Here is a 25,558-nt window from a genome sequence, read left to right as displayed (position 1 = left end):
CGTGAACAGACGCAATTTCCTCAAATTCGCCTCTGCCAGTGCACTGGCGGCAGGGGCTGCCGTGCCCGGTACCGCCATGGCGGCGGCCAAGAACAAACCGCCCATTCCCGGGTCGCTCGGCATGTTGTATGACTCCACCCTCTGCGTCGGCTGTCAGGCCTGTGTGGCGGAGTGTCAGCGTTTGAATGGCAACCCGTCCAATCCGGAGGGCGCACAGACCTGGTCTACCAACGACAAGCTGACACCCTACACCAACAACATCATTCAGGTGTGGAAGAGCGGTACTGGCGAGCACAAGGATCAGCTGGTGGATGGCTATGCCTACATCAAGAAGCAGTGCATGCACTGCGTCGATCCCAACTGCGTCTCGGTCTGTCCGGTGCAGGCCCTTACCAAAGATCCCAAGACTGGCATCGTTCACTACGATCCGGACGTCTGCACCGGCTGCCGTTACTGCATGGTGGGTTGCCCGTTCGATGTGCCCAAATATGACTACGACAATCCGCTGGGGGCGATCCACAAGTGCGAGCTTTGCAACCAGAAGGGGCTTGAGCGGATCGATCAGGGAAAACTGCCCGGCTGTGTCGAGGTGTGCCCGACCGGCGCCGTGATTTTTGGCACCCGTGAGGAGCTGATGGCCGAGGCCAAGCGCCGCCTGCTGGCGACTCCTGGCAGCGAGTATGCCTATCCGCGCCAGACCTTCAGCGCCAACGATCCCTACCTGCACGAGGTGCCCAACTACCAGCCTTACGTCTATGGCGAGAAGGAGGGGGGCGGCACCCAGGTGCTGGTACTGGCCGGAGTGCCTTACACCAAGCTCGACATGCCCGACTTGCCGGAGCTCTCCTCCGGTGCCCGCTCCGAGCATATCCAGCACACCCTCTACAAGGGGATGGTGCTGCCCATGGTGGTGCTGACTGGACTCTCGGTGCTCATTCGTCGCAATAGCAAGAAGAACGGTCACGATCACCATCACGATGATGGTCATGATCAGAGCAGCGCTCAGATTAAAGATCAGAGTTCAGCAAAGGGGGGCAAGGATCATGAGTAATCACAAGGCGCATCCGCTCGGCGGCAAGCTGGTCAGCTGGCCGGTACTGGTGCTGGCCCCCTTTGCCGTACTGTGCGGCATGTTGATCTTGAAACGCCTCTTCTTCGGGCTGGGTTCAGTTACCGATCTCAACGGGGGTTACCCCTGGGGGCTGTGGATCTCCTTTGACCTGCTGATCGGTACCGGTTTCGCCTGTGGCGGCTGGGCGCTGGCCTGGGCGGTCTATGTCTTCAACCGGGGCGAGTATCACCCGCTGGTGCGACCGGCGCTGTTGGCGAGCCTGTTCGGCTACTCGCTCGGTGGTCTCTCCATCACTATCGACGTGGGGCGTTACTGGAACCTGCCGTACTTCTACCTGCCCGGTCACTTCAACACCTCCTCGGTGTTGTTCGAGACGGCGGTCTGCATGACCATCTATATCGGGGTGATGGCGCTGGAGTTTGCGCCCGTGCTGCTGGAGAAGTTCGGCTGGAAAGCGTCACTCATTCGCCTCAACAAGATCATGTTCTTCGTGCTGGCGCTGGGGGCCCTGCTGCCCACCATGCACCAATCCTCGATGGGCTCCTTGATGATCGTGGCGGGGGAGAAGATCCATCCGCTCTGGCAAAGCTACGAGCTGCTGCCGGTCTTCTCGCTTCTGACCGCATTCATCATGGGCTTTTCCATCGTGGTGTTTGAGGGCTCTCTGGTGCAGGCGGGACTGGCGGGGCGGGGCCCCAACGAGAAGTCGCTCTTCTACAAGCTGACCCAGGTGATCGACATCTTCCTGATCCTGTTTGTGGCGCTGCGCTTTGCCGAGATCGTCATCAATGACAAGTCGGAGTACCTCTCCGATCTCAATCGCTTCTCCATCATGTTCTGGAGCGAGATTGCGCTGATGATCTTCCCGCTGCTGGTGTTCCACTGGGACAAGAGCCGCCGCGATTCACGCATGTTGTTCCTGGGGGCCCTCAGCATGCTGCTGGGCGCAGCCCTCTGGCGACTGGATTACTCCCTGCTCGCCTTCAACCCCGGCAATGGCTACCACTACTTCCCCTCCGCGGAGGAGGTACTGATCTCCCTGGGCTTCGTCGCCATCGAGGTGTGTGCCTATTTGCTGTTGATCCGGCTGCTGCCGGTACTGCCATCACTTGAACGTGTTCACCAAGATTATCAGGCCCGAGGGAAAGCCAACGTATGAGCCAACGTATCACCATAGACCCCATCACCCGCATTGAGGGGCACCTGCGTATTGACTGCGAAATCGAAGGCGGAAAAGTGACCAAAGCCTGGTCGTCCGGCACCATGTGGCGCGGGATGGAGGAGATCGTCAAGGGCAACGACCCGCGCGATGCCTGGATGATTGTGCAGCGCATCTGCGGGGTATGTACCTCCATTCACGCCATCGCTTCGGTGCGGGCGGTGGAGAACGCCATCGGCGCCAAGGTGCCGGTCAATGCCCAGTTCATCCGCAACCTCATTATCGCGGCCCACAACATCCACGATCACATCGTTCACTTCTACCAGCTCTCCGCGCTGGACTGGGTGGACATCACGGCGGCCCTCAAGGCCAATCCGCAAAAAGCGGCGGATATCCTTAAAGGGGTGTCCACATGGTCCCTCAATAGTGCCGATGAGCTGACCAAGGTGCAGGACAAGATCCGCGCGCTGGTGGCCAGCGGCCAGCTCGGCATCTTCGCCAACGGCTACTGGGGCCACAAGGAGATGAAGCTGAGCCCGGAGGTGAATCTGATCGCCGTGGCTCACTACCTGCAGGCGCTGGAGTGCCAGCGCGATGCCAACCGCATCGTCGCCATTCTGGGCGGCAAGACCCCGCACATTCAGAATCTGGCTGTGGGCGGCGTGGCCAACCCCATCAATCTGGATGCGCCGAGCGTGCTCAACCTCGAGCGGCTGCTCTATGTGAAGAGCTTTATCGATCGGCTCGGCGAGTTTATCGAGCAGGTCTACAAGGTGGATGCCGCCATCATCGCCGCACACTATCCCGAGTGGCTGACCCTGGGGCAGGGGGCCAAGCACTACCTGAGCGTGCCGGAGCTGCCCACTGACGCCAATGGCGGCAGCTTCCTGATGCCGGGCGGCTACATCGAGAATGGCAATCTGGCGGGTTATCGCCCCATCGAGAACCATCAGGATGCCTGGTTGATGGACGGTATCGCCGAGAGCAACAAGCACGCCTGGTACAAGGATGACGAGCCCCTCAAACCCTGGGATGGCAAGACCGAGCCCAACTACACCGGCTGGCAGGATGACGGCAAATACTCCTGGGTCAAATCCCCCACCTTCTACGGCAAGGTGGTGGAGGTGGGGCCGCTCGCAGACTTGCTGGTGAAGCTGGCCGCCAAACACCCTGAGACGGTGGCGCATTTCGATCAGCTGAATGGCATCTACAAGGCGCTGACCGGTTCGGCCATCAAGACCGAACAGCTGCACTCCACCATGGGCCGCATCATCGGCCGGGCTGTGCGCTGCTGTGTGCTCAAAGACACCCTGGCGCACCAGTGGAAGGCGCTGGTGGACAACATCGGCAAGGGGGATACCACCGCCTATATCAAGGCCGAGATCCCGGCGGACAAGGAGTTTCGCGGGGTGGGCTTTGAAGAGGCACCGCGCGGCATGCTCTCCCACTGGATCGTCATCAAGGGCGGCAAGATCGAGAACTATCAGGCGGTGGTGCCATCGACCTGGAACTCTGGCCCGCGCAACTTCAATGACGAGCCTGGTCCCTACGAGCAGGCGCTGGTGGGCACCCCGGTGGCGGATCCCGCCAAACCGCTGGAGGTGGTACGCACCATCCATTCGTTCGACCCCTGCATGTCCTGCGCGGTCCACGTGGTGGATACCCAGAATGGCGAAACGACTCAGGTGAAGGTGCTGTGATGAACACCCTGATCCTGGGCGTGGGCAACCTGCTCTTGAGCGATGAGGCCGTCGGCGTGCGCATCGTCGAGGGGCTGGGGCGCGAATACCGTTTCGCCCCCGGCATCGAGCTGCTGGACGGCGGCACAGCGGGCATGGAGCTGCTTGAAGCGATGGCCAGTCGCGACCACATCATTCTGGCGGATGCGGTGCGCAGCGGTAATCCGCCGGGCACCGTCGTGATCCTGAAGGATGAGGAGGTCCCGACCCTGTTTGGCCGCAAGATCTCCCCGCACCAGCTGGGGCTGGCGGACGTGCTCTCGGCGCTGCACATGACGGGGGAGTCGCCCAAGCGGCTCACTCTGATCGGCATAGAGCCTGAATCCCTCGAACCGCGCATCGGCCTCACCCCCGTAGTGGCGGCCGCCATGGGGGAGGCGACGGATCGGATTTTGACCCTGCTGGCCAGTGTCGGCGCCCCTGCCATCCCGCTCTCTGAGCAGGAAAAAGCTGAACAAGTGCGGGAGGGCCTATGGCGCAGTCCCATTTAAGCGAGCTTGATGCCGTGCCGGAGTTTGCCGGTTTTGCCACCAATCCCGCACCGTTGCTGGTGGCTCAGTATGAGCGGATCGCTCGCGAAGAGATGCAGGCGTTGCCCTTCTATCACGCCACCATGCCCATCGTGGCAGAGTGCGTGCTGTTTGAAGGTCAGTGGCTCGGCTGCGTGCTCACCCCCTGGATGCTGAGCGTGGTGGTGTTGCCGGGGCCGGATCAGCTTTGGCCGGTGCGCAGCAGCAGCGAACGCCTCGCCCTGCAGCTCCCCTGCGGCAACATGACCTTTATGGTGGGTGAACTACCCGAAAGCGGTCAGTTGCTGGCCTGCTCCCTGATGTCGCCGCTCGATCCCCATCTCGGGGCCGAGCAGGGGCGCTCACTGGTAAGCAGCACCCTAAAAATGCTGCTCTCCTTGCCAGTGCAGCAAGGGGCTGGCGGCGTGGATCTGGGGCGCAGACGACTGTTTGGTGCGGCGAGAAAGGTCCCTGCATTGCCCGATTGATACTAGGTTTCACACGAAATCAAGTTTAGAATAGGGGGCCATTTTGGCCCCTAACTTGCACTTTCTGACACGCATTCCCCCTCTTTTTTGAGTGATAACGCGTGAGTGGTACAAACAAGAAGGATCCCCATGACTGTTTCTCGCAATTCCCTTCGCCATTACGGTGGCACCCGTGCGGCCGCCCTGCTGACTCTGCTGCTGGGCACCGCCTCCCACACAGCTTTGGCCGCTGCCCAACCGGTTCCCGCCGAACTCAAGCTTGCCATCGGCAGTGAACCCACCGAAGGGTTTGACCCTCTGCTCGGCTGGAGCCACGGCAGCTACCTGCTGCTGCACAGCCCGCTGCTTAAACAAAACGCCGATCTCGGCTGGCAGAATGTGCTCACCCAATCGGTGACCCCGAACAAGGACGGCAAGGGGTGGCTCATTACCCTCAAGCCCGGCCTGAAATTCTCCAATGGCGCGCCGCTCACCGCCGAGGATGTGGCCTTTACCTACAACAGCGCGGCCCAGGGCGGCGGCAAGATCGACATGGGCAACTTTGTCTCGGCCAAAGTGCTCTCGCCTACCGAGGTTGCCATCACCCTGAGCGCCCCCCAGAGTACCTTCGTCAACGTGCTGGGATCGCTCGGTATCGTGTCGAAGAAGGATTACGACGCCAAAGCGTACGCCCAAAAGCCAGTCGGCGCAGGCCCTTACCGGTTGGTGAGCTTCCTGCCCGGTCAGCAGCTGGTAGTTGAGGCGAACCCCTATTACGCCGGTGGCAACAACGACTTCAAACGGCTGGTGTTTGTCTTTATCGATGAAGAGAGCGCCTATGCCGCTGCCCAGAGCAATCAACTCGATCTGGTGCGCATCGCCCCCTCGCTGGCGCCCACCGTACCCGACACCCTCAAACTTTGGGTGCGTCCGAGTGTGGAGAATCGCGGCATCGTCTTCCCCATTCCTGCTGCTGGTAAAAAAGATGCCAAGGGGTATCCCATCGGCAACGACGTGACCTCGGATGTGGCGGTGCGCCGCGCCATCAACTACGCCATCGACCGCAAGTTGTTGGCCGATCAGCTGCTGGAAGGGCACGCCATCCCCGCTTACAGCGCGGTGGAAGGCTTGCCCTGGCTGAACAAGGCCACCGCCTTCAAGGATGGCGATGCCGCCCATGCCAACACCCTGCTCGACGAGGCAGGCTGGAAGATGGGCAGTGACGGCATTCGTCACAAGGGCGACCTGCGCGCCGCCTTTACCCTCTGGTACACCAGCGGTGACAGTACTCGCCGGGATCTGGCGGAAGCGGTGCGGGCCATGCTCAAACCCATCGGTCTCGACGTGAGCCTCAAATCTGGCAGCTGGGAGCAGGTGGAGCGCGAGATGCACGCCAATCCGGTGCTGATGGGGTGGGGGAGTCTGGACCCCATGGAGCTCTATCACCACTACCAGAGCGGCTCAGGCGGCGTGGAGTTCTACAACCCGGGCTATTACAGCAACCCTGTGGTGGATGGCCACCTCAAGCAGGCGCTCGATGCCACCGACTGGCAGGCGGCCGTGCCGTTCTGGCAGCAGGTTGAGTGGGATGGCAAGACCGGCGCAGGGGTACAGGGAGATGCCGCCTGGGCCTGGCTGCTCAATGTGCAGCACACTTATCTGGCCAACCGCTGTATTGATCTTGGCAAGGGAGCGCCAGAGATCCACGGTAGCTGGTCACTCCTCAACAACCTGCAGGATTGGCGGTGGACGTGCCGCTAAGTTCGTCCACCATGATGAGCGTCACTGTGAAAGCCCTGCTGCGTTTGGCAGGGCTTTTATGCTTGGTGTCGGTCGCGACCTTTGTGTTGCTCAGCTACTCCCCCATCGATCCCATCAAGGCCTATATCGGCAACGATCTGCTCCATGTGCCACCGGAGCAGTACGCCCGCATCGCCGCCCGCTGGGGGCTGGATCAGCCGCTCTGGCTGCGCTACTGGCACTGGTTTAGCCAGGTGCTGCAGGGGGATCTCGGTTACTCCATGCTCTATAACGCCCCTGTGGCTCAGGTGATTGGCAGCCGCTTTGCCGCCTCCTTCCTGCTGCTGGCGGGTGCCTGGCTGCTCTCCGGCTTTGTTGGCATTCTGTTGGGGCTGTGCGCCGGTCGCTATCTCAACCGCTGGCCCGATCGCCTTATCTGCCGCTTTGCCTACCTGCTCGCCACCCTGCCCACCTTCTGGGTCGGCCTGTTGCTGCTGGCGCTGTTTGCGGTGCACTGGCCGTTGCTCCCTGTCTGCTGTGCCTGGACGCCGGGCCTCGCTGCCGATGAGGCTGACTGGGCTATGCGGGCGCGCCATCTGCTGCTGCCGGTTACCACGCTGGCGCTGCTCGGGGTGGGCAACATTGCCCTGCATACCCGGGGGCGGGTGGCCGAGGTGCTGGAGAGCGACTTTATCCGTTACGCCCGCGCCCAAGGGGATGGCGGCTGGCCCATGCTGCGTTTTCATGTGTTGCGCCACGCCCTGACTCCGGCGCTCTGCCTGCAGTTTGCTTCCCTCGGTGAGCTGATTGGCGGGTCGCTCTTGGCAGAGAAGGTCTTCTCTTATCCGGGGCTCGGGCAGGCCACCGTGGATGCGGGGCTTAGGGGAGATATCCCCTTGCTGATGGGCATAGTGCTGTTCTGCACCCTGCTGGTCTTTATTGGCAACACGGTGGCCAGTTTGCTGCTGGCCCACATCAACCGGGGTTGGGAGGGCGAGCATGCTGTTTAATCCGTTCCCCTCCATCGTGCGCTTGGCCGTGGCCCTGATCGGGCTGGCCCTGCTGGCCGCTTACGGCTGGAGCTTGTCGGCTCAGGATGTACCGATGGATCTGCTGGCGCGCCAGCAGCCCCCCTCGCTGGCCCACTGGTTCGGCACCGATCAGATGGGGCGGGATCTCTGGTTGCGGGCCTTTCAGGGCACCCTCACCAGTCTGGAGCTGGGGATCAGTACGGCCCTGTGCAGTGGCCTGCTGGCCATGGTGGCGGCAAGCGTGTCGCTCATTCATCCCAGATGCGATGCGGCGGTGCGAATGGTGATCGACGCCATGCTGGCGCTGCCCCATATGCTGCTGCTGATCCTGATCTGCTTTACCGTGGGGGGCGGCATGCGCGGGGTGATCCTGGCGGTGGCGCTCACCCACTGGCCCAAGCTGGCGCTGATCCTCTGCGCGGAGGCGCGGCGGATCGCCTGCAGTGACTATGTGGTACTGGCCCGCTGTCAGGGGATGGGGGCGCTGCGTCGCTGGCGCACCCACCTGCTGCCAGGGTTGTTGCCCCAGTGGTTTATCGGCACCTTGCTGATGTTTCCCCATGCGGTGTTGCACAGCGCCGCCTTGAGTTTTCTCGGCTTTGGGCTGGCAGCTCATGAGGCCTCCCTTGGTCTGCTGCTGGCCGATGCCCTGCGCTATCTGGCTGGGGGCGGCTGGTGGCTGGCCCTCTTCCCCGGTCTGATGCTGCTGACCTTGGTTTTACTGTTTGATCAAGCTACCCGCGCCCTACAACAACTCTGGTTTGGGAGTGAACAATGCTGAGCTTCGACCATGTGACCATAGAAGCTGCCCACTACTCCTGGCTGGGGCGGCGCAACTGGCAGCCATTGCTGACCGATATCAGCCTGCAACTGGCGCCGGGGGAGATAGTGGCGCTGGTGGGAGGGAGTGGCGAGGGCAAGAGCCTGCTGCTGCAAAGTGCCCTGACCCTGCTGCCAGACAACCTGCGGATGCGCGGCGCCATCTCCCTTGATGGCGTGCCCCTGTGCGATGCCAGCCGTGCCCGTTTGCGCGGCCACACCCTCTGCTATGTGCCGCAGGGGGTGAGCGCCCTCAATCCGCTGCTGACGGTGGAGCGCCAGCTTTGCCGCGCGGCGCGTCTGTGCGGCCAGAGCGGTTCTCGCGAGCGGCTTGGCGAGCAACTGCTGCGCTATCAGCTGCCCGCTGCCACCCTGGACAGATACCCGCGCCAGCTCTCCGGCGGCATGGCCAAGCGCATTCTGGCCTGCACCGCGGCGCTCGGTGGCGCCCGCTACATTCTGGCGGACGAGATCACTGCCTGGCTCGACGAGGGGCTGGCCTGTCTGCTGCTAGGCCAGTTGCGTGAATTGGCCAATCAGGGCAGCGGCATCCTCTGGGTCACCCACGATCTGGCGCTGGCGGCCCGTTTTGCCGATCGCATCGTGGCGCTGCATCAGGGGCAGGTGAGCGATACCTTGAGCTGCCACCACCTGCGCCAGGGGCAGGGGAGCGAGATGCTCCGTGCCCACTGGCAGGCACTGCCGGAGTTCAACACGCTCTTCTCTGTGCCGGAGGTTTCCTGATGTTTGAAGTACGAGAGCTCACCATCGCCCAGGGGGAACGCCCCCTCTGGCAGGGGTTGTCGCTGACGGTGAAAGCGGGCGAGCGGCTCGGCATCTCTGCCCCGAGCGGCTACGGCAAGACCACGCTGGGGCGGGTATTGGCGAGTTGGCAACCGGTTCGGGGAAGCGGGGAAATGCGGCTGGATGGGCAGCCGGTGCCTGAACAGATAAAAGGCTACAACCCCATCCAGCTGGTGCCCCAGCATCCGGAACTCACCTTCAATCCCTATCGCACCACAGGGCAGGCGCTCTGGGATGTGTGGCGCCCCGATGACGCCATGCTGGCTCGCTTTATGGTCAAGCCTGCGTGGCTCAGTCGTAAACCCGGCCAGCTCTCCGGCGGTGAGCTGGCCCGCATCGCGCTGCTGCGCGCCCTCGATCCCCGTACCCGTCTGCTGATTGCCGATGAGGTGACCGCCCAGCTGGATCCGCAAATTCAGCGTCAACTCTGGCGGGAGTTAATGATTGAGTGCGAGCAGCGCGGGCTTGGCATGGTGATCTTCAGTCACCAGCAGGCGCTGTTGCGCCAGATCTGCCATCGGGTGCTGCGCTTTGGTGAGGTGCCACTTGCGATGGATGTGTTGGCTGAAAGCGCGGCCTGATAGTTAGTTCCCCCCTCATCCCCAACCCTTCTCCCGCAAGGGGAGAAGGGAGCTGACGGTTCCCTCTCCCTGGGGAGAGGGCTAGGGTGAGGGGCGAGTATGAAACTCTGGCCATTCTGGACAAAGAGAGCCGTTGGCAAAGTGCGCAGATAAAGAGAGGGAGGCATCAGCCTCCCTCTCTTGTTATCCACAGTTATCAGCGGCGCTTAACTGTTTCATGCCGTGGCCAGCCAGTTGAGCCAGGCATCCATCCCTTCGCCGGTGGTGGCGCTGACCTGGATCACCTGAATATAGGGGTTGACTCGTTTGGCGTTCTCGATGCAGCGGGTCACGTCAAAGCTGACATAGGGCAGCAGATCAATCTTGTTGATCACCATCAGCTGGGCGGCGGCGAACATGTCCGGGTACTTGAGGGGTTTCTCTTCCCCCTCGGTGACCGAGAGGATCGCCACCTTGTACTTCTCGCCGAGATCGAAGCTGGCGGGGCAGACCAAATTGCCCACGTTCTCGATAAAGAGGATGCCCCCTTCATTGGCAGGCAGCTGGTGGCAGGCGTCGTGGACCATCTTGGCGTCCAGATGGCAGCCCTTGCCGGTATTGATCTGCACGGCAGGGACGCCGGTGGCACGAATGCGATCCGCATCGGCGCTGGTCTGCTGATCCCCTTCGATCACCGCGCAGGGACGTTTGTCGGCCAGCTGGCGCAGGGTTTCGCACAGCAAAGTGGTCTTGCCTGAACCCGGGCTCGACACCAGATTGAGCACCAGCTGGGCCGCCTCGTCGAAGTGTTCGCGGTTGTGGGCCGCCAAGGCATTGTTCTTGGCCAGCACATCCATCTCGATGGCGATCAGCTGGCGCTGCCCCATACCGGGGACCGACAATCCCGCTTCCCCTTTGCCGTAGTGCAGATCAGCCTGCAAATGGTCATGGTCATGGTCATGGTCATGGTCATGGTCATGCTCATGCTCATGTTCATGCTCATGCTCATGCTCATGCTCATGGCTGTGGTCATGTGGATGAGCGTGGGAATGCCCGTGGTCATGGGAATGGCCATGCTGATGCGGGTGGGCATGATCATGATGATGGTCATGGGGGTGATCATGACCCTCTGCACCCATTGGCGCCCGGACGCCGTGGTAGTGGTGATGGACATCCCCCTGATGGTGGTAGTGGTGGTGAATGATCAGAGTACGTGGTGCGCTCTGCTCGTGGTCATGATGGTGATGCGCGTCATGAGCATGATGATGGTCGTGCTCATGACCATGTTCATGGTGATGTTCATGTTCGTGATGATGCTCATGATCGTGCTCATGGCCGGCGATCCGCGCCTGGCCGCATCCGCATACGCTACACATATCAACTTACCTCGATGTCGGTGATGCGCAGGCTATCGCCCTGCGCGACTCGTAATTTGTATCCGCCACACTCGGGGCAGGCTTGCCCGCGCTCGGTGAGGGTGACCGTCTTGTTGCAGTCGTAACACCAGGCTTCTGCCGCTTGGTGCAGGAAGTGAAGTTGGGCTCCTTCGACGGCGGTGCCCTTGGCGGCCGCCTCGAAACAGAAGGCAATGGTGTCCGGGTCGACGCAGGAGAAACTGCCGACCTCGAGCCAGAGGGCGGTCACCTTGTTAAAGCCCCGCTGGGTGGCCTGCTCGGCCGCCAGATCGATGGCAGCCATGGCCAGAGACATTTCGTGCATGGTGGCTCCTTAACCGATATGGGGAAGAGCTGTGACTCCTCCCCCTAATTGGGAAAACGGCATATGGGTGAACGACATTGCCGATCAACAGATCCGTGGGAGCAGTTCCCCCTGCGGTAGCTCCAGATAACGGCGGCTGCCCCAGGGGTTGTTGAGGATCACCTTGTGGCGATCGCTTGTCTGCACCACGCCAATCTGGCTGGCGGCGGGGTTGAATTGCCGCAAGATGCCCAGTGCGTCCTGCGCCTGTTCGGCAGGCAGGGCCAGCACCATGGTTCCCTCGTTGGCGAGATCATGGGGCTCGAAGCCATAGAGCTCGCACAGGCCACGCACCGGATCGCACACCGGAATGGCGGACTCCTCCAGCTCGATGGCAACGCCGGAGGCGCTGCTCCACTCGTTGAGCACCGCGGCGAGGCCACCGCGGGTGGCATCGCGCAGGGCGTGAGGGGTAATGCCAGCTTTTAGCAGTGCTTCTACCTGCGGCCAGAGAGTGGTGCAGTCGCTCTTGAGCTCCGATCCCAGTTGCAGGGCGTCACGGGCCATCAGGATGCAGGCGCCGTGGCTGCCGATATCCCGCGACACCAGAATGGCGTCACCGGCCTTGAGGTTTCGCACCGAGATGCCCCGGCTCTGTTCGGGCATGGGGAAGGTGCCGACCCCGCTGGTGTTGATAAAGATCTTGTCGGCCGCTCCCTTGGGCACCACCTTGGTGTCGCCGCAGACGATGCGGGCACCGCTCTTGGCAAGTTCAGCGGCCATCGATTCGACGATGCGGGTGAGATCGGCGTAGGGGAACCCCTCCTCGATGATAAAGCTGCAACTGAGGTATTCCGGTTTGGCCCCCATCATGGCGAGATCGTTGACCGTACCGGCGATGGCCAGCTTGCCGATATCACCCCCCTCGAAGAAGAGCGGCGAGACGGTAAAGCTGTCGGTGGTAAAGGCGACGGGGCCGTTTACCGGCAGCAGGGCGGCATCTTCACCGCGCAGCAGGATCTCGTTACCAAAGTGGCGAAAGAAGAGCTGGTTGATCAGCTGGTTCATCTCGACGCCACCGCCGCCGTGGCTAAGTTGGATTTCTCTCATTGTTCCTGGATCCCCATATATCGGTAGTAGGCATTGCAGGCCCCCTCGGAGCTGACCATGCAGCTGCCCATGGGCTGGGTCGGGGTGCAGCCCCGGCCAAAGACTTTGCACTGGTTCGGCTTGGCCAAGCCGCGCAGGATATCGGCACACTGGCACGCCTTGTGATCGTCGATGGGGGTCTGATTGAGCGCAAAGTGACGCTCCGCATCGCGCTTGGCAAACGCATCGCGCAGGCGCAGGGCGGAGGCGTTGATATCCCCCAGACCCCGCCAGCGAAAGTGCTCGCGGGTCTCGAAATAGCGCTCGACCAGCCGCTGGGCGGCTTTATTGCCACTGGCGGTGACGGCGCGGCTGTACTGCACCTCCAGCGCGTAGCGGCCTTCCACCTTCTGGCGCACCATCATCAAGAGCGCCTCCATCACATCCACCGGTTCGAAGCCACTCACCACTACCGGCACCTGATAGCGATCGACGATGGGCAGGTAGATATCGGCGCCGGTGATGACGCTGACGTGGGAGGGGCCGATAAAGGCGTTCACCTTGGCCACCCCGTCGGCCATCACCGCGTGAATGGCGGGCGGCACCAGCACATGGTTGATATGAAACAAGAGGTTCTCAATCCCTTCAGCTTCAGCCGCAGCCAGCAGCGCCGCTGTCATGGGGGTAGAGGTCTCGAAACCGATGGCGAAGAAGACCACGGTTTTGTCCGGGTTTTCACGGGCGATGCGCAGGGCATCGAGGGGGTCATAGACCGGGCGGATATCGCTCCCCTTGGCGCGCTGTTGGGCCAATGTGCCTTTGGAGCCCGGCACCCGGATCATGTCTCCCAGGGTAACCAGAATGACGCTGGGCTGGCTAGCCAGCTCGATGGCCTGATCGATGCGCTCTTTGGGCATGATGCAGACCGGGCAGCCGGGGCCGTGGACAAACTCGATGCTGGCCGGTAGCAGCTGGTGCAGGCCGTACTTCATGATGGTGTGGGTATGGCCGCCGCACACCTCCATCACCCGCAGCGGCTCGGGCAGATCTTTGGCCAGTTCGGTGATCTGGGCGGCGAGGGCGCGGATCACTTCGGGCTGGCGAAAGCCCTGAAAGAGATCATTGAGTGTCAGCATGGCAAGATATCCTGCTTGGGCATCAGGGCCACCATCTGGCGGAAGCTATCGAGGCTGGCCTGCGCCTCCTCTTCGTCAATCTTGCTCATCACAAAGCCGATGTGGAGCAGCACATAGTCGCCCACCTGGAGGGGCTCTTCGAGCAGCATGCAGCTGACGCGCCGCTGCACTCCCAGGGTATCGACGGTGACGCAGTTATCTTCGGGGTGCAGCTGCACCACCTGAGAGGGGATGGATAGACACATGGATTTCAGGACTCCGACAAGGTGGCACAACCGGTTGTGACAGGCTGAAGCGTGGCAAGATGGTGGATGGCAAACCAGAGCTGACCGGCGGCGATGCCACCGTCATTGAGCGGCAGGGTTTCGCTGGCCAATACCTGCCGGCCGGCCGCTTCGATCGCGGGCACCAGCTGATCCATCAGTACCCGGTTTTGAAATACGCCGCCCCCGAGCGCCACCGGATAGCCGGGGAAGCGCTCGGCCAGGGCGATGACCAGATTGCTGATGGCGCAGATAAAACCGGCGGCCAGGCTGGCGGTGGCGGTGCCTGTGCGCCGCTCGCTGACAAGGGTATTGATGAGCTCGACCCACTGGATCTGCAGCGGCCCCTCTGCGCTCTGGTGCAGGCCAAAGGCGAGGGGGAAGGGCGTTTCATCGGGAAGCAGCTGCAAGGCGGCCGCCTCCAGCAAGAGCCCGGCTTCGCCCTCGTAATCCGGGGTATCGATCACCCCCAGCAGCGCCGCCACCGCATCGAACAGCCGACCGATGGAGCTGGTGTAGGGGGCGTTGCGACCGAGATGCCAGAGCTGGTGCAGGTTGCTGATCCGCTCTGATGGCAACTTGTTGATCAACGGAATATCGAGGGCACTGATCTGCTCAGGACTGTGCGATTCAAACAGCAGCCCCAGCAGCTGGCGCACCGGCTCGTGAATGGCCGCCTCACCGCCGATCAGCTTGAAGGGGGTGAGGTGGGCAACCCGCGTAAAGCCCTGAACATCTGCCAGCAGCAGCTCGCCACCCCAGAGGGTGCCGTCATCGCCAAGGCCGGTGCCATCGAAGGCAACACCCAGCACCGGGCCCGTGATGTTGTGCTCGGCCATCACCCCCAGCAGGTGGGCATGATGGTGCTGCACCTCGAGGTGGGTTGCACCCTGATCTTGGCAATAGCTTTTGGCCCACTGGTGGCTGAGGTAGCCAGAGTGGCGATCCGAGACCAGAACTTCGGGTTTGAGATCGTAGAGTTCGCGAAAGGTGGCCAGGGTCTGCTCGAAGTGCTCCTGCATCGGCAGGCTGTGCAGATCGCCGATATAGGGGCTGTAGATGCGCTGGCGGCCGAAGGCGAGCGCCAGCTGGTTCTTCTGTTGCGCCCCGACCGCCAGCAACGGCGCCTTGACCGCCTCTTGCAGGCTGGGAGTGCAGGGGGCATAGCCCCGGGCGAGGCGCAACGTCTGGCGTCGCCCGCCTGCCCACTGCACCAGACTGTCGTCGCAGGGGTGCAGTATGGGGCGGTTGTGATCCAGGATGCCGTCAATCTCGCAGCCGAGTTCCCTGACCACCGCCTCGCACTCGACAAGGATTGGGCTGCCGCGCCCATTGGCGCTGGTGGCGACCAGCGGCATGGCACAGGCATCCAGCAGCAACTGATGGAGCGGGGTATAGGGGAGCATGACGCCAAGGTAAGGGATGCCGGGGGCGATCCCCTCGGCCAGCTGCGCGGTTGTCAGTAGGGATTCTGAGAGCCGATTATCGTTAATGCGCTTGCGCAGCAAGGTGATGGGTTTGGCTTGAGAGGCGAGCAGCGTCCACTCTGCCTCGCAGCCGGTGACATGGAATTTGGCCTCGGCAAGGGAGCCCACCATCACCGCCAGCGGCTTTCGCGCGCGCCGCTTGAGCGTTCGCAATCTGGCAACACTCTGTTCATTGCGGGCATCACATATCAGGTGATACCCCCCCATCCCCTTGACTGCAATCAGCGCGCCTGCATGCAGGGCGCTTGCAGCGGCCTGCAGGGCATCCTCGCGCTCGGCCAGCGCATCGCCGCGGCCGGAGCGCCAGGTGAGATGTGGTCCGCACTCGGGGCAGCTCACCGGCTGGGCGTGGTAGCGTCTGTCCAGCGGGTTTTCATAGGCCGCCGCGCAGCGCGGGCACATGGCAAAGCCCGCCATGGCGGTGTGGGGCCGATCGTAGGGGAGGCGGCGGATGATGGTGTAGCGCGGGCCGCAGTGGGTGCAGTTGGCAAAGGGGTAGTGGTGGTGGCGATCGTTGGGATTGGCCACATCCGTGGCGCATGCCTCGCACATTCCCTGATCCGGCGAGATGGCGACCGTGGCGGCGCTCTGCTGCTGGCTGGCTTTAATTCGAAACTGGCCATGAAATTGGCCATCGAAGTCGGGATCATGAGCGAAGGGCAGTTCCCGCTCGCTGAAGTGATCGATTCGGCTTAAGGGCGGCGCCAGTTCCCGCAGTTCGCGGGCAAAGCTGGCCAGCTGCTCGGCGGAGCCCTCGGCACCTATGGTGACGCCGTTGGCGTCGTTCAGCACATAACCGGCAAGGCCGTGGCGCAGTGCCAGCCCATAGACGAAGGGGCGAAAGCCGACCCCCTGCACGATACCGTCGATATGAAATTCGCGGCGCAGCCGGTTGGCGACCGGATTGGAAGAGCCTGAGGGGGCGATGGTGGCGCTCATGCCGGCTCCATCTCATCTTGAGTCTGCGGCAAACGCAGCACCCGGCGCTCGTTCTCCTCGCGCCGTACCCAGCCATCCATCTCCATGCGCAGGCAGAACGGAATGGCGTATTTACGCGACAAACCGGTGATCTCCTTGAGGGATGCCATGTCGATCAGATCTCCCACCTGTTGGCCCGCCAGCACGTCGGCGACCATCTGGTTGTAAAGGGCGGCGTCGTAGTAGATGGGGCCATCGAGCTGCACCAGATACTTGAGTCGCGCCAGATTGCGCAGCTGCTTTTGCAGAGCGCCTTTTTGCTGCAAGCCCTGCTGCAGGGCGGCGGGCAGCTTGCGGGTGATAAAGGGGTCCAGCTCCACGCCGCCGGGGCCCAGTTTACCGGGCTCGTAACCCTCCTTGCCTTGATCTCGCACTACTTTGAGCACCAGCTGCGCCTCTTCCCCCAAATCATCTTCCGACTCGCCGCTGCCCGGTTGCCACTTGTCATGGTGCAGGCGAATGAGTTGCTCGCTCTTAAGCTGCTGGAGCAGTGCTTGAGTGACCGGCAAGGCGATGCCAAAGCGGGTCGCCAGTTCCATGGCGCTGAGCGGTTCGCTGGCCAGCGTAGCGAGCAGCTGGTCGCGGCTTTGGGCCAGCCAGCAGTTATCCAGCAGCCACTCACCGAGGGGGGTGACCTGCTCGGGCCGCTGGTCAAAGCGGCTTGCCAGCACATAGCCGTTGAGCCCCAGCTGCAGGGTAGCGGGGTTGTAGTGTTCCAGCAGATCCGGCAGCTCGCCCAGCAGGGCGTGCAGCGTTTTGCGTCTGGCGGGGTGGATATCGCCGCACCAGACGATACGGGCGCCGTGCAGCAGTTCGCTGCTGCCGTGGCGAATGATGGCAAGCGGCTGGCCGAAGAAGCAGGGGATGGGGCTGGTAAAGATCAGCCGTGCCAGCCGGGTCTCCTTGATGGGGACAAAACGGGCCCGGCCATGCCAGCTGCCGAGGGCCACTTCGACCTCCTTGTTGTGCAGAGAGGGGCGTAGCGTCTTGTCGCTCAGGCTCTCGGCGTTGAGTCGCACGATAAGGTGGGTTGCCGCCTCGCACTGGCCAGCGGCGTTGGTAAGGCAGTGACCGCGGGCCACCGCCTTGTGGGGCACTTTTTTAAGGCCCACCGCTACCCGGCAGACGGCGCCAATCTCGTCGACGCTCTGGTGATAGGCCTGCAGGGAGCGCACCTGCACTTCCCGATCGGCGGGGTAGAGGCGCAGCTTGTCCCCCACCCTGAGGCAGCCCTGCTGCAAGGTGCCGGTAAGCACGGTGCCGGTGCCGTTGGCGGTAAAGACTCTGTCTACATACAGTCGCGGGGCGCCCTGTTCGCGAGCAGCGTGTGAGGCTGGCAGATCGGCAAGCTGACGTACGATAGCGGCGTGCAGGGCAGCTATATTGGCGCCGGTTTTGGCGCTGACGCTGACGATGTCGGGCACCATGCCGCTCTCGTCCATCACCCGCTCCAGCAGGCGCTCTTCCAACAGCAAAAGCTCGTCGGGGGAGACCAGATCGCACTTGTTGATGCAGACCAAGAGACGCGGCACCCCCATCGCCTTGAGCAGGCGCAGGTGATCGCCGGTCATCGGCATCCACCCCTCGTCGGCGGCAATGACCAGCAGCACCAGATCCAGACTCCAGAGCCCCGCCACCATGTTGCGGATATAGCGCTCGTGGCCGGGCACGTCGATGACACCTATGGTGTTGCCCTGACCGTCATCGAAGTGGGCAAAGCCGAGATCCTGAGTCATGCCGATGGCCTGCTCGTGGGCGCGGGCGGTGGTGATGCCGGTGAGGGCCTTGATCAGCAGGGTCTTGCCGTGATCCACGTGGCCGGCAAGGCCGATAACGGCGCGATAGGGGGTCATGGGATCAGGGCTCCTCGGTCGCATTTGTTGCATTGAACGGGGCGGGCAGCAGCAACTCCTTGAGTTGGGCGATCAGCAGTTCCATCTCGGTCGGCAGCAGGGTGGCCATATTGAGCAGCACCTTCTGCTGGCGCACGGTGGCGATGACCGGCACCGGTAGTTCGCGCAGCGCATCGAGCAGCTGCTGGGCCGGGCGCGGGTCGGTGCATTCCAGCGCCGGTGCCGGGTAAAACTCGTCCGGCAAGGTGCCGCCGCCCACCACCAACTGGGCGGGGACCGGCACAAAGCAGCCGGGCAGGGCGGCCATCAGCTGGGAGGCTCTAGCCTGCATGGCGGCCAGGTTGCTCAAGGTGCGCTGGGCGATACCCTCGCCGACGGGAGATTTGTTGAGCTTGTGGATGAGCAGGCGTTCGAGCAGGGAGTAGACGATGCGGCTCGGGCGGAAGGTGCGCATCATGGGGTGTTTTTCCAGCCGCTTGATGAGATCGCTGCGGCCGCTGATGATGCCCGCTTGCGGGCCGCCCAGCAGCTTGTCGCCGGAGTAGCAGACCAGATCCGCCCCCGCCTTGATGTACTGGCGCACCGAGGTTTCATCCGGTGCAAACTCCTCGGTGGTCAAGCCCGACCCCTGATCCACCGCCAGCACCACGTGCTCGGGCAGGGCGCGGGCCACCTCGCCGATATCGGGGGATTCGGTAAAGCCGCGAATGGCGAAATTGGATCTGTGTACCATCAGCACCAGCGCGGTCTGATCGGTGATGGCATCGAGGTAATCTTTGGCGGTAGTGATATTGGTGGTGCCCACCTCCACCAGTTTGGCACCGGAGAGGGCCAGAATGTCGGGGATGCGAAAGCCGCCACCAATCTGGATCTGCTCGCCGCGCGAGACGATCACCTCGCGCCCCTTGGCCACCTCCTGCAGCAGCAAAAAGAGCGAGGCGGCGTTGTTGTTGACCACCAGCGAATCCTCGGCCTGGGTGAGGCAACGGAGCAGGGGGGCGATCAGCCCCTTGCGTCCGCCGCGTTTACCGGTGGCGAGATCCAGCTCCAGATTGTTGTAGCCAGTGTTAAGGTCACGCACCTCGTCCCACAGATCGGCACTTAACGGCGAGCGCCCCAGATTGGTGTGTACCACGGTACCAGTAGCGTTGATCACCCGGGTCTGACGCTGGCGCAACTGCTGCCGGCAGCGTTTGGCAATCAGCGCTTCGATCTGCTCGGAGGCAACCCCATGCTGGCGAAACGCCTCGCTCTGGCGCAGTTCACTCAGGGTGTCGCGCACCGCCTGGGTCACCAGCGGGCGGCTCAGCGCCTCGATAAAACCGGCGAGAAAAGGTTGCTGCAGCAGCTGTTCCACTTGCGGCAAACGGCGCGTGTGTTGCTGGCTGGACTGTTGCTCTGAATCTGGCCGTGAATCTGGCTGTGAATCGTCGGCAGCCGGACCGGATGCGGGCTGGCGGTGGGAGATGGCTGGCGCGTGAGACGGGTTCGGCATGGGATTACCAGTGCAGTGCGTGGGTTTGATATGCACACCGGTTTGCCGATAGAGAGGCCGAGCTGACGGGTTATGGCACTGCTGGCAGTTTGCGGATGTCTGCAAACAGAGTGCATAAATGAGCGCGTATAAAATTAATGCTTCATCGATGCTGATAAATTAATTTTTGGCCAGCGAGTTAACCTGTGTTCGGATTATATTGGCAAGCGGCAAGCACCTTTTACTCAGGTATTCTTTCAAACATATTGAACAAGCGATAAAACATAAATGCCAGACCGATAAAGATCGGCGAAATGGTATTTGCTCAATAGATAAATTTGGCGGAAGAGGCAGGAATCGAACCTGCCAAAGCCTTCTCGGCTCACATCGGTTTTGAAGACCGAGGAGGCCACCAGACCCCATCAACTTCCGTAACGGCCGCCATTTTGTGGCAAATTTCTGTGACTGGCAACGCTTTTTTTGTCATAAAAAAGCGAGGGTTAGCGATTTTTTGAAAAATTCAAAGAACCTTGTTTTATATCAAGTTCAGCACAATTAGCCCGATGTTTTTAATTTAACATCGGGCCTCGATCACATTGCCAAAAGCGTCAGTCAATAACGGTCGTTAACAACTCGATAAATAGTTATCGCTCGGCATTGGCAATATTCCACTGCGCCAGATGTTTTATTAACAAACTGCTATCCTTGGCATCCTCCAGATGGCCATAGAGATAATCCATGGCCCCGCTCACCATCTCGGTCATCGGGAAGGAGAACGCCACGATGGCCGGTTGTACCCCGACAAAGATCACCTCGGGGACAAAGGTCTTGAGCTCGTCGATGAGGAAATTGAGCGGCATATTGTGGGTCGAGAAGATAAACATCTCGGCGATGGTCTCGGGGGGGATCACCTGCAGGGTACCCGCCTTCTCGCCGATCTCGGCGGCATCCACCAGCACCACCCGATCTGGTTGCAGCTCCCGCACCTTGTAGACCACATTTTCCGGCGCGATGCCGCCGTCGATATGGGTCCAGCCGGACAGGGGGGCGACTTGCAGCTTGTCGGCGAGATAAGGGCCGGCACCGTCGTCCCCCATCATGGCATTGCCCACGGTCAACACGAGATTGCAGCCCATCAGCGGCTCCTTACCATCAGGTACATATGGGGGTCGTTAAAGAGGGCGGTGAGCTGATCCATAAAGGTGTTGGTCCAGCCCAGCTCCTGCTCATCGAGCAGATTGTCGGCTTTGCGCAGTCGGTCGAAGGCGCAGGCCAGCATATGGCAGTGCTCGCGATAGATGGTGATCTCGCCAAAAGTGAGAAACCCCTCCATCTTGCGGCGCGCTTCACTCCCCTCTGGCAGCTTGGCTACCCAGTCGCGATAACCCGTCAGCGAGCAGACCAGATCTGCCCGCAGGCAATCGACAATGCCGAGGTGGTGGCCGATGGCGAGGCTGTAGTACATCACCTCCTTTGCCTCTTCCGGCACGTCAAACTGCTCGTCGACGAACTTGCGCGAGAGGCGATAGAAGAAAACCTCGTCAGCCATGTACCGCCTCTCCCTTGCCGGCCGCCCGGTTGAGGCAGGCATTTGCGAGGTTGTTGACGATCTCCGAGAGGCGCGGATCGTCGTGCTGATCGAGGTAGCTCTGGATGCGCAGATCCACATCCTGCTGGGTCGCCCCTTCGAGCAGGGCCATAAACTCGTCGGCGATGATCCGCCCCTGACGATAACCGGCCATGCGGCGCGCTTCGCGCTCGATCATCACCCGGATTTCATTGGGGATGCCGGTGTGGCGCAGTTCGACCCGCTCACCCGGTTGCACCTCGTGGCTGGTGGCTTTGAGTTTCTGTTCCAGCAGGCCGAGCGCCACGGCAAAACCGTAGATGGTTGCCGCCGGTGTCGGAGGGCAGCCCGGGATATAGACATCTACCGGCACGATCTTGTCGGTGCCGCCCCAGACGCAGTAGAGGTCGTGGAAGATGCCGCCGTCACAGCCGCAGGCGCCGTAGGCGATGCAGATCTTGGGATCGGGGGCCGCCTCGTAGGCGCGCAGGGCCGGTACCCGCATCGCCCGGGTCACCGCGCCGGTAAAGAGCAGGATGTCGGCGTGACGGGGGGAGGCGACTACCTTGATGCCGAAGCGCTCGGCATCGAACAGCGGGGTGATGGTGGCGAAGATCTCGATTTCGCAGGCGTTGCAGCCGCCGCAATCGACCCGATAGACATAGGCCGAGCGGCGAATGTCTTTGAGCAGGGTTTTCTTGAGTTTGGTGATCTCGGGATCCTGTGCCAGCGGCACGGCGCGGGTATGGGCATGGCCGACAACCGGTTCTATGCCTTTGATCTTGCTCATCACATCCACTCCTGTTGTGTGGCTATCGGTGTGGCAATCGGTGTTGTAGTCATGGCCGAGTCAGGCTGGCTCAGCATGCTCTGTTTCCGTTTACAGTCGGGGCAGTGGTGCAGTCGCTCCGGGGTCGCCAGCGGCGTGCCTGCCTGCTTGAGGGTGTCCTCCACCAGCGCCACCAGTTTGCTCGGGGCAAAGTAGGTGCCGCACAGGGTGCAGGGGGCCAGCGCGAAGCGGGCCTCCTCATAGAGATCCGCCTTGTTGGTCACCGCCAGCTCGAACTCGGGGGAGAGGGCGATGGCATGGGTCGGGCAGACCTCTTCGCAGCGGCCGCAGAAGATGCAGCGTGCCATGGAGATCTCCCAGCGCCGTTCGCCGGTCTCCATGTCCACTTCCATCACCAGCGCGTTGGCCGGGCAGGCTTTGGTGCAGGCCGCGCAGGCGATGCACTGATCCGCCTGATATTTCGGTTTGCCGCGAAAATCCCGGTTCACCTCGTAGGGGGCGAAGGGGTACTTGGCGGTCGGGGTGCCAGCCTTGAGGATGGTCTTGAACAGCTTGATCATGATGACCCCTTATTTCAGCGGAGAGTTTTTGCGGTCGATGCCGTAGCGCTCGATCTCCTTGTAGGAGACCACGGTGGATTTGCCCTTCTTGGGGTCGACCAGGGTGACCCGGTCGGTACAGGAGTAGCAGGGATCCAGACTGCCGATAATCAGCGGTGCATCCGCCACGGTATTGCCGCGCAGCATGTAGCGCAGAGCAGGCCAGTTGGCGTAGGTGGCGGCGCGGCAGCGCCAGCGGAACAGCTTCTGGTTATCTCCGGTCATGCTCCAGTGGACGTTCTCGCCGCGGGGCGCTTCGGTAAAGCCCAGCGCAAACTTGCCCGGCTGGTAGGTGAAGCCTTCGGTCAACAGCGGCCCCTCCGGCAGGTGCTCCAGGCCGAACTCAATCATGTCGAGGGAGTCGTAGAGCTCGTGGATGCGCACCAGCACCCGGGATTGCACGTCGCAACCCGCCTTGGTCTGGATCTCCATCGGCAGCTCGCGGTAGCCGACAAAGTCGTGGACCCGGCGCACGTCGCGCTTGAAGCCGCTCGCCCGCACCATGGGGCCGACGCAGCTGAAATCGCGGGCAATTTGCGGGTCGAGCTTGCCGATGCCGATGAGGCGGGAGGAGATGTTGGCGGTATCCAGCAGCATGGCCACCAGGGGTTTGAGCTCATCACGCAGCTCGCGCACCAGCTGGGCACCCTTGATGCGATCTTCCTTGAAGATGTCGCGGCGTACCCCGCCAATCAGGTTGAGGCCGTAGGTCTTGCGGGCACCGGTCAGCAGCTCGGCCAGGGTCATGGATTTCTCCCGCACCCGGAAGAACTGCATGAAGCCGGTGTCGAAACCGGTGAAGTGGCTCGACAGACCGATGTTGAGGATATGGCTGTGCAGGCGCTCCACCTCCAGCAGCACGGCGCGGATCATCTTGGCCCGCTCGGGCACCGGAATGCCCATGGCGTTCTCCACCGAGGTGGTGTAGGCGACGCTGTGGGTAAAGCCGCAGATGCCGCAGACCCGGTCGGTCAGAAACGCCACTTCGTTGTAGCCCATGCGGGTTTCCGCCAGTTTTTCCATGCCGCGATGGACATAGAAGAGACGGTAGTCGGCATCGATGATGTCTTCGCCATCGACGAACAGACGAAAGTGCCCCGGTTCGTCCGAGGTGATGTGCAGCGGGCCGACCGGCACGATGCGGTTGGCATCACTGCCGAGCTCGTTGACGAAGGGGTAGGTCTCGGTATCTGTGGTGGGCATCGGGCGCTGGCGATAATCCATGGCGTCCTTGCGCAGGGGATGGATATCCTCCGGCCAGTCGTCCGGCAGCACCAGACGGCGTTCGTCCGGCAGACCGATGGCACGCAGGCCGTACATGTCGCGGATCTCCCGCTCGCCCCACACCGCCGCCGGAATGGTCGGGGTGATGGAGGGGTACTCCTGGGTATCGGCATCCACCAGCACCTTGACGGTGATCCAGCACTTGGTCTCGCCCTCCATGGAGAAGACGTGGTAGACGGCGAAGTGGCCGTTGAGGCTACGCTCGTCATTGGCAAAGGAGAGCGGAAGCCAGCCCCCCAGCTGGTGGAAAATCAGGCTGGCCGTCTCGACCAGACTGGTGGGTTTGACGGTGATGGTGGCCTGATCGGCAGTTTGCCACTCCTCGTCGACGATGGCGTGGGGCAGTTGGGCTCGCACCTGCTGGATGTAGTCGCAGCCGATGCGATCCGAAATGGCGATGGTCATGCAGTTCTCACTTTAATGTTCGGGAATGAGCATTCACAAATGGTGAAATCGGAAAAAGTTGCTGTGCTGGCGGGCATGGCTCAGATCCCGACCAGATAGGCGAGCAGCGCCAGCAGGGCCAGCCCCAAGCCATAGCGGGTGAGCTTGTGGGTGCGCACGAACTGGGTACGGGCCATGGCGTTTTCGATGATGCCGGCCAGCAAAAAGGCCACTAGCAGCTTGCAGGCGAGGATCAGTGCTGCGCCGATGAGCGCAGGCAGACTCCAGTTGGCCGCCTTGCCGAAGGGTAGGAAAATCACCAGAAAGAGCTGCACCACTACCAGCTGCTTGAGGCCGATGGAGAGCTTGAGCAGGGCAAGACCCGCACCGGAATACTCGGTGAGCGGCCCCTCCTGCAGCTCCTGCTCGGCCTCGGCGCAGTCAAAGGGCAGCTTGCCCATCTCGACAAACACCGCGAAGGCGCAGGCGGCACCGGCCAGCAGGGTGGCGATAGGTGCGGCCAGCGGCTGGGTCGCCACATAGCTGCTGATATTGCCCAGATCCGAGCTGCCCACCATCATCGCCATGATGAAGCAGGCGAGCACTAGAATGGGCTCCACCAGAATGCCGAGAGTCAGCTCTCGGCGGGCACCGATCCCTGCAAACATGCTGCCGCTATCCAGACCCGCCAGCGAAAAGAAGAAGCGGAAGATGGCGAACAGATAGATGTCGGTGATGAGATCCCCGGCGATGGGGAAGGGGGACTCGTGAGTCAGGGTCGGCAGCGCCATTCCTACCAGCAAGAGAGCTGCGATCAGCAGTGCAGGCATCAGGTTGAAGATGATACCGGCAGGCTCGGGGGTCACCTCCTGGCGGCGCAGGAGCTTGGCGATATCACGGTAATCCTGCAGCAGGCCCGGCCCCTGACGGGAGTGCATCTTGGCCCGCAGCACCCGGTTAAAACCGGTAGCGAGCGGGGCCAGCGCCAGCATGGCGATGGCCTGGGTCAGAGCGAGGGCAACCATGCCCCAGCTCGGCATTTCAAGAACAGGCATA

General features: G+C 62.0%; 25 protein-coding genes and 1 tRNA gene. 11 read left to right on the top strand and 15 right to left on the bottom strand.

Annotated elements, in window-relative coordinates; all coding sequences use genetic code 11:
* Position 1 precedes the first annotated feature (1 nt).
* The 10 genes from hybA (at position 2) to I6G90_RS05940 (ending at position 9,921) form a co-directional block, all read left to right on the top strand.
* A complete protein-coding gene (gene hybA, locus I6G90_RS05985; RefSeq protein WP_197930250.1) occupies positions 2–1,051 on the top strand; it encodes a hydrogenase 2 operon protein HybA in 1,050 nt (349 codons plus the stop codon).
* Positions 1,044–2,231, top strand: coding sequence for a Ni/Fe-hydrogenase cytochrome b subunit (hybB, locus tag I6G90_RS05980; RefSeq protein ID WP_042648477.1), 1,188 nt, complete (start codon positions 1,044–1,046; stop codon positions 2,229–2,231). The genes hybA and hybB overlap by 8 nt, the downstream gene beginning before the upstream one ends.
* On the top strand, positions 2,228–3,931 hold the full coding sequence (gene hybC, locus I6G90_RS05975; protein ID WP_197930249.1) for a hydrogenase 2 large subunit: 1,704 nt from the start codon (positions 2,228–2,230) through the stop codon (positions 3,929–3,931). Before hybB ends, hybC begins: the two co-directional genes overlap by 4 nt.
* Entirely contained in the window at positions 3,931–4,461 is a 531-nt protein-coding gene (locus I6G90_RS05970) for a HyaD/HybD family hydrogenase maturation endopeptidase (RefSeq protein WP_197930248.1), read from the top strand. The genes hybC and I6G90_RS05970 overlap by 1 nt, the downstream gene beginning before the upstream one ends.
* Positions 4,443–4,967: a hydrogenase-2 assembly chaperone gene (gene hybE, locus I6G90_RS05965; RefSeq protein ID WP_197930247.1), complete on the top strand. Its 525-nt coding sequence runs from the start codon at positions 4,443–4,445 to the stop codon at positions 4,965–4,967. The genes I6G90_RS05970 and hybE overlap by 19 nt, the downstream gene beginning before the upstream one ends.
* A gap of 129 nt (positions 4,968–5,096) precedes the next feature.
* Positions 5,097–6,707: an ABC transporter substrate-binding protein gene (locus I6G90_RS05960; RefSeq protein WP_197930246.1), complete on the top strand. Its 1,611-nt coding sequence runs from the start codon at positions 5,097–5,099 to the stop codon at positions 6,705–6,707.
* A complete protein-coding gene (locus tag I6G90_RS05955; protein ID WP_197930245.1) occupies positions 6,692–7,696 on the top strand; it encodes an ABC transporter permease in 1,005 nt (334 codons plus the stop codon). The genes I6G90_RS05960 and I6G90_RS05955 overlap by 16 nt, the downstream gene beginning before the upstream one ends.
* On the top strand, positions 7,686–8,498 hold the full coding sequence (locus I6G90_RS05950; RefSeq protein ID WP_197930243.1) for an ABC transporter permease: 813 nt from the start codon (positions 7,686–7,688) through the stop codon (positions 8,496–8,498). Before I6G90_RS05955 ends, I6G90_RS05950 begins: the two co-directional genes overlap by 11 nt.
* Complete coding sequence (locus tag I6G90_RS05945; RefSeq protein WP_197930242.1) at positions 8,492–9,280, top strand: ATP-binding cassette domain-containing protein; 789 nt, start codon at positions 8,492–8,494, stop codon at positions 9,278–9,280. The genes I6G90_RS05950 and I6G90_RS05945 overlap by 7 nt, the downstream gene beginning before the upstream one ends.
* Complete coding sequence (locus tag I6G90_RS05940) at positions 9,280–9,921, top strand: ATP-binding cassette domain-containing protein (protein ID WP_197930241.1); 642 nt, start codon at positions 9,280–9,282, stop codon at positions 9,919–9,921. Before I6G90_RS05945 ends, I6G90_RS05940 begins: the two co-directional genes overlap by 1 nt.
* 215 nt (positions 9,922–10,136) lie before the next feature.
* Here I6G90_RS05940 and hypB read toward each other — a convergent pair whose 3' ends face one another.
* A complete protein-coding gene (hypB, locus tag I6G90_RS05935) occupies positions 10,137–11,039 on the bottom strand; it encodes a hydrogenase nickel incorporation protein HypB (RefSeq protein ID WP_232254422.1) in 903 nt (300 codons plus the stop codon).
* Here hypB and I6G90_RS21290 point away from each other — a divergent pair.
* Positions 10,920–11,300 carry a hypothetical protein gene (locus tag I6G90_RS21290; RefSeq protein ID WP_232254421.1) on the top strand — a complete coding sequence of 127 codons (381 nt, stop codon included), beginning with the start codon at positions 10,920–10,922 and terminating at the stop codon, positions 11,298–11,300. The genes hypB and I6G90_RS21290 overlap by 120 nt on opposite strands.
* On the opposite strand, the gene hypA is transcribed toward I6G90_RS21290, so the two are convergent.
* The 14 genes from hypA to I6G90_RS05865 all read right to left on the bottom strand — a co-directional run bounded on the left by hypA (position 11,278) and on the right by I6G90_RS05865 (position 25,557).
* The gene (hypA, locus tag I6G90_RS05930) at positions 11,278–11,619 is read right to left on the bottom strand and encodes a hydrogenase maturation nickel metallochaperone HypA (protein WP_098969481.1); all 342 of its coding nucleotides are present in this window, start codon (positions 11,617–11,619) and stop codon (positions 11,278–11,280) included. The genes I6G90_RS21290 and hypA overlap by 23 nt on opposite strands.
* Positions 11,620–11,703: 84 nt before the next feature.
* Positions 11,704–12,708 carry a hydrogenase expression/formation protein HypE gene (gene hypE, locus I6G90_RS05925; protein WP_197930239.1) on the bottom strand — a complete coding sequence of 335 codons (1,005 nt, stop codon included), beginning with the start codon at positions 12,706–12,708 and terminating at the stop codon, positions 11,704–11,706.
* Positions 12,705–13,823, bottom strand: a complete 1,119-nt coding sequence (hypD, locus tag I6G90_RS05920) for a hydrogenase formation protein HypD (RefSeq protein WP_197930238.1) — start codon at positions 13,821–13,823, stop codon at positions 12,705–12,707. Before hypD ends, hypE begins: the two co-directional genes overlap by 4 nt.
* Positions 13,817–14,068: a HypC/HybG/HupF family hydrogenase formation chaperone gene (locus I6G90_RS05915; RefSeq protein ID WP_197930237.1), complete on the bottom strand. Its 252-nt coding sequence runs from the start codon at positions 14,066–14,068 to the stop codon at positions 13,817–13,819. Before I6G90_RS05915 ends, hypD begins: the two co-directional genes overlap by 7 nt.
* Before the next feature lie 5 nt (positions 14,069–14,073).
* Positions 14,074–16,512 (bottom strand): carbamoyltransferase HypF, encoded by a 2,439-nt coding sequence (gene hypF, locus I6G90_RS05910; RefSeq protein WP_197930236.1) that lies wholly within the window; start codon positions 16,510–16,512, stop codon positions 14,074–14,076.
* Positions 16,509–18,404: a selenocysteine-specific translation elongation factor gene (selB, locus tag I6G90_RS05905; RefSeq protein ID WP_197930234.1), complete on the bottom strand. Its 1,896-nt coding sequence runs from the start codon at positions 18,402–18,404 to the stop codon at positions 16,509–16,511. The genes hypF and selB overlap by 4 nt, the downstream gene beginning before the upstream one ends.
* 4 nt (positions 18,405–18,408) lie before the next feature.
* Positions 18,409–19,899, bottom strand: a complete 1,491-nt coding sequence (gene selA, locus I6G90_RS05900; protein WP_197930233.1) for an L-seryl-tRNA(Sec) selenium transferase — start codon at positions 19,897–19,899, stop codon at positions 18,409–18,411.
* Positions 19,900–20,217: 318 nt separating this feature from the next.
* Positions 20,218–20,309 (bottom strand) — tRNA-Sec (locus I6G90_RS05895).
* Positions 20,310–20,522: 213 nt separating this feature from the next.
* Positions 20,523–21,014: a hydrogenase maturation peptidase HycI gene (gene hycI / locus I6G90_RS05890; protein WP_197930232.1), complete on the bottom strand. Its 492-nt coding sequence runs from the start codon at positions 21,012–21,014 to the stop codon at positions 20,523–20,525.
* The gene (locus I6G90_RS05885) at positions 21,014–21,427 is read right to left on the bottom strand and encodes a formate hydrogenlyase maturation HycH family protein (RefSeq protein WP_011706331.1); all 414 of its coding nucleotides are present in this window, start codon (positions 21,425–21,427) and stop codon (positions 21,014–21,016) included. The genes hycI and I6G90_RS05885 overlap by 1 nt, the downstream gene beginning before the upstream one ends.
* On the bottom strand, positions 21,420–22,235 hold the full coding sequence (locus I6G90_RS05880) for an NADH-quinone oxidoreductase subunit B family protein (RefSeq protein ID WP_005333324.1): 816 nt from the start codon (positions 22,233–22,235) through the stop codon (positions 21,420–21,422). The genes I6G90_RS05885 and I6G90_RS05880 overlap by 8 nt, the downstream gene beginning before the upstream one ends.
* Positions 22,235–22,795, bottom strand: coding sequence for a formate hydrogenlyase complex iron-sulfur subunit (locus tag I6G90_RS05875; protein WP_197930231.1), 561 nt, complete (start codon positions 22,793–22,795; stop codon positions 22,235–22,237). Before I6G90_RS05875 ends, I6G90_RS05880 begins: the two co-directional genes overlap by 1 nt.
* A 9-nt stretch (positions 22,796–22,804) precedes the next feature.
* The gene (locus I6G90_RS05870; protein WP_197930230.1) at positions 22,805–24,523 is read right to left on the bottom strand and encodes a hydrogenase large subunit; all 1,719 of its coding nucleotides are present in this window, start codon (positions 24,521–24,523) and stop codon (positions 22,805–22,807) included.
* Positions 24,524–24,603: 80 nt separating this feature from the next.
* Complete coding sequence (locus I6G90_RS05865) at positions 24,604–25,557, bottom strand: respiratory chain complex I subunit 1 family protein (RefSeq protein ID WP_017408180.1); 954 nt, start codon at positions 25,555–25,557, stop codon at positions 24,604–24,606.
* Position 25,558 lies beyond the last annotated feature (1 nt).

It is taken from the genome of Aeromonas allosaccharophila (genome assembly GCF_016026615.1).
Taxonomy (GTDB): Bacteria; Pseudomonadota; Gammaproteobacteria; order Enterobacterales; family Aeromonadaceae; genus Aeromonas; species Aeromonas allosaccharophila.
The sequence above is the reverse complement of the archived record's forward strand: the minus strand, read 5'-3'. Positions and strand labels throughout refer to the sequence as shown.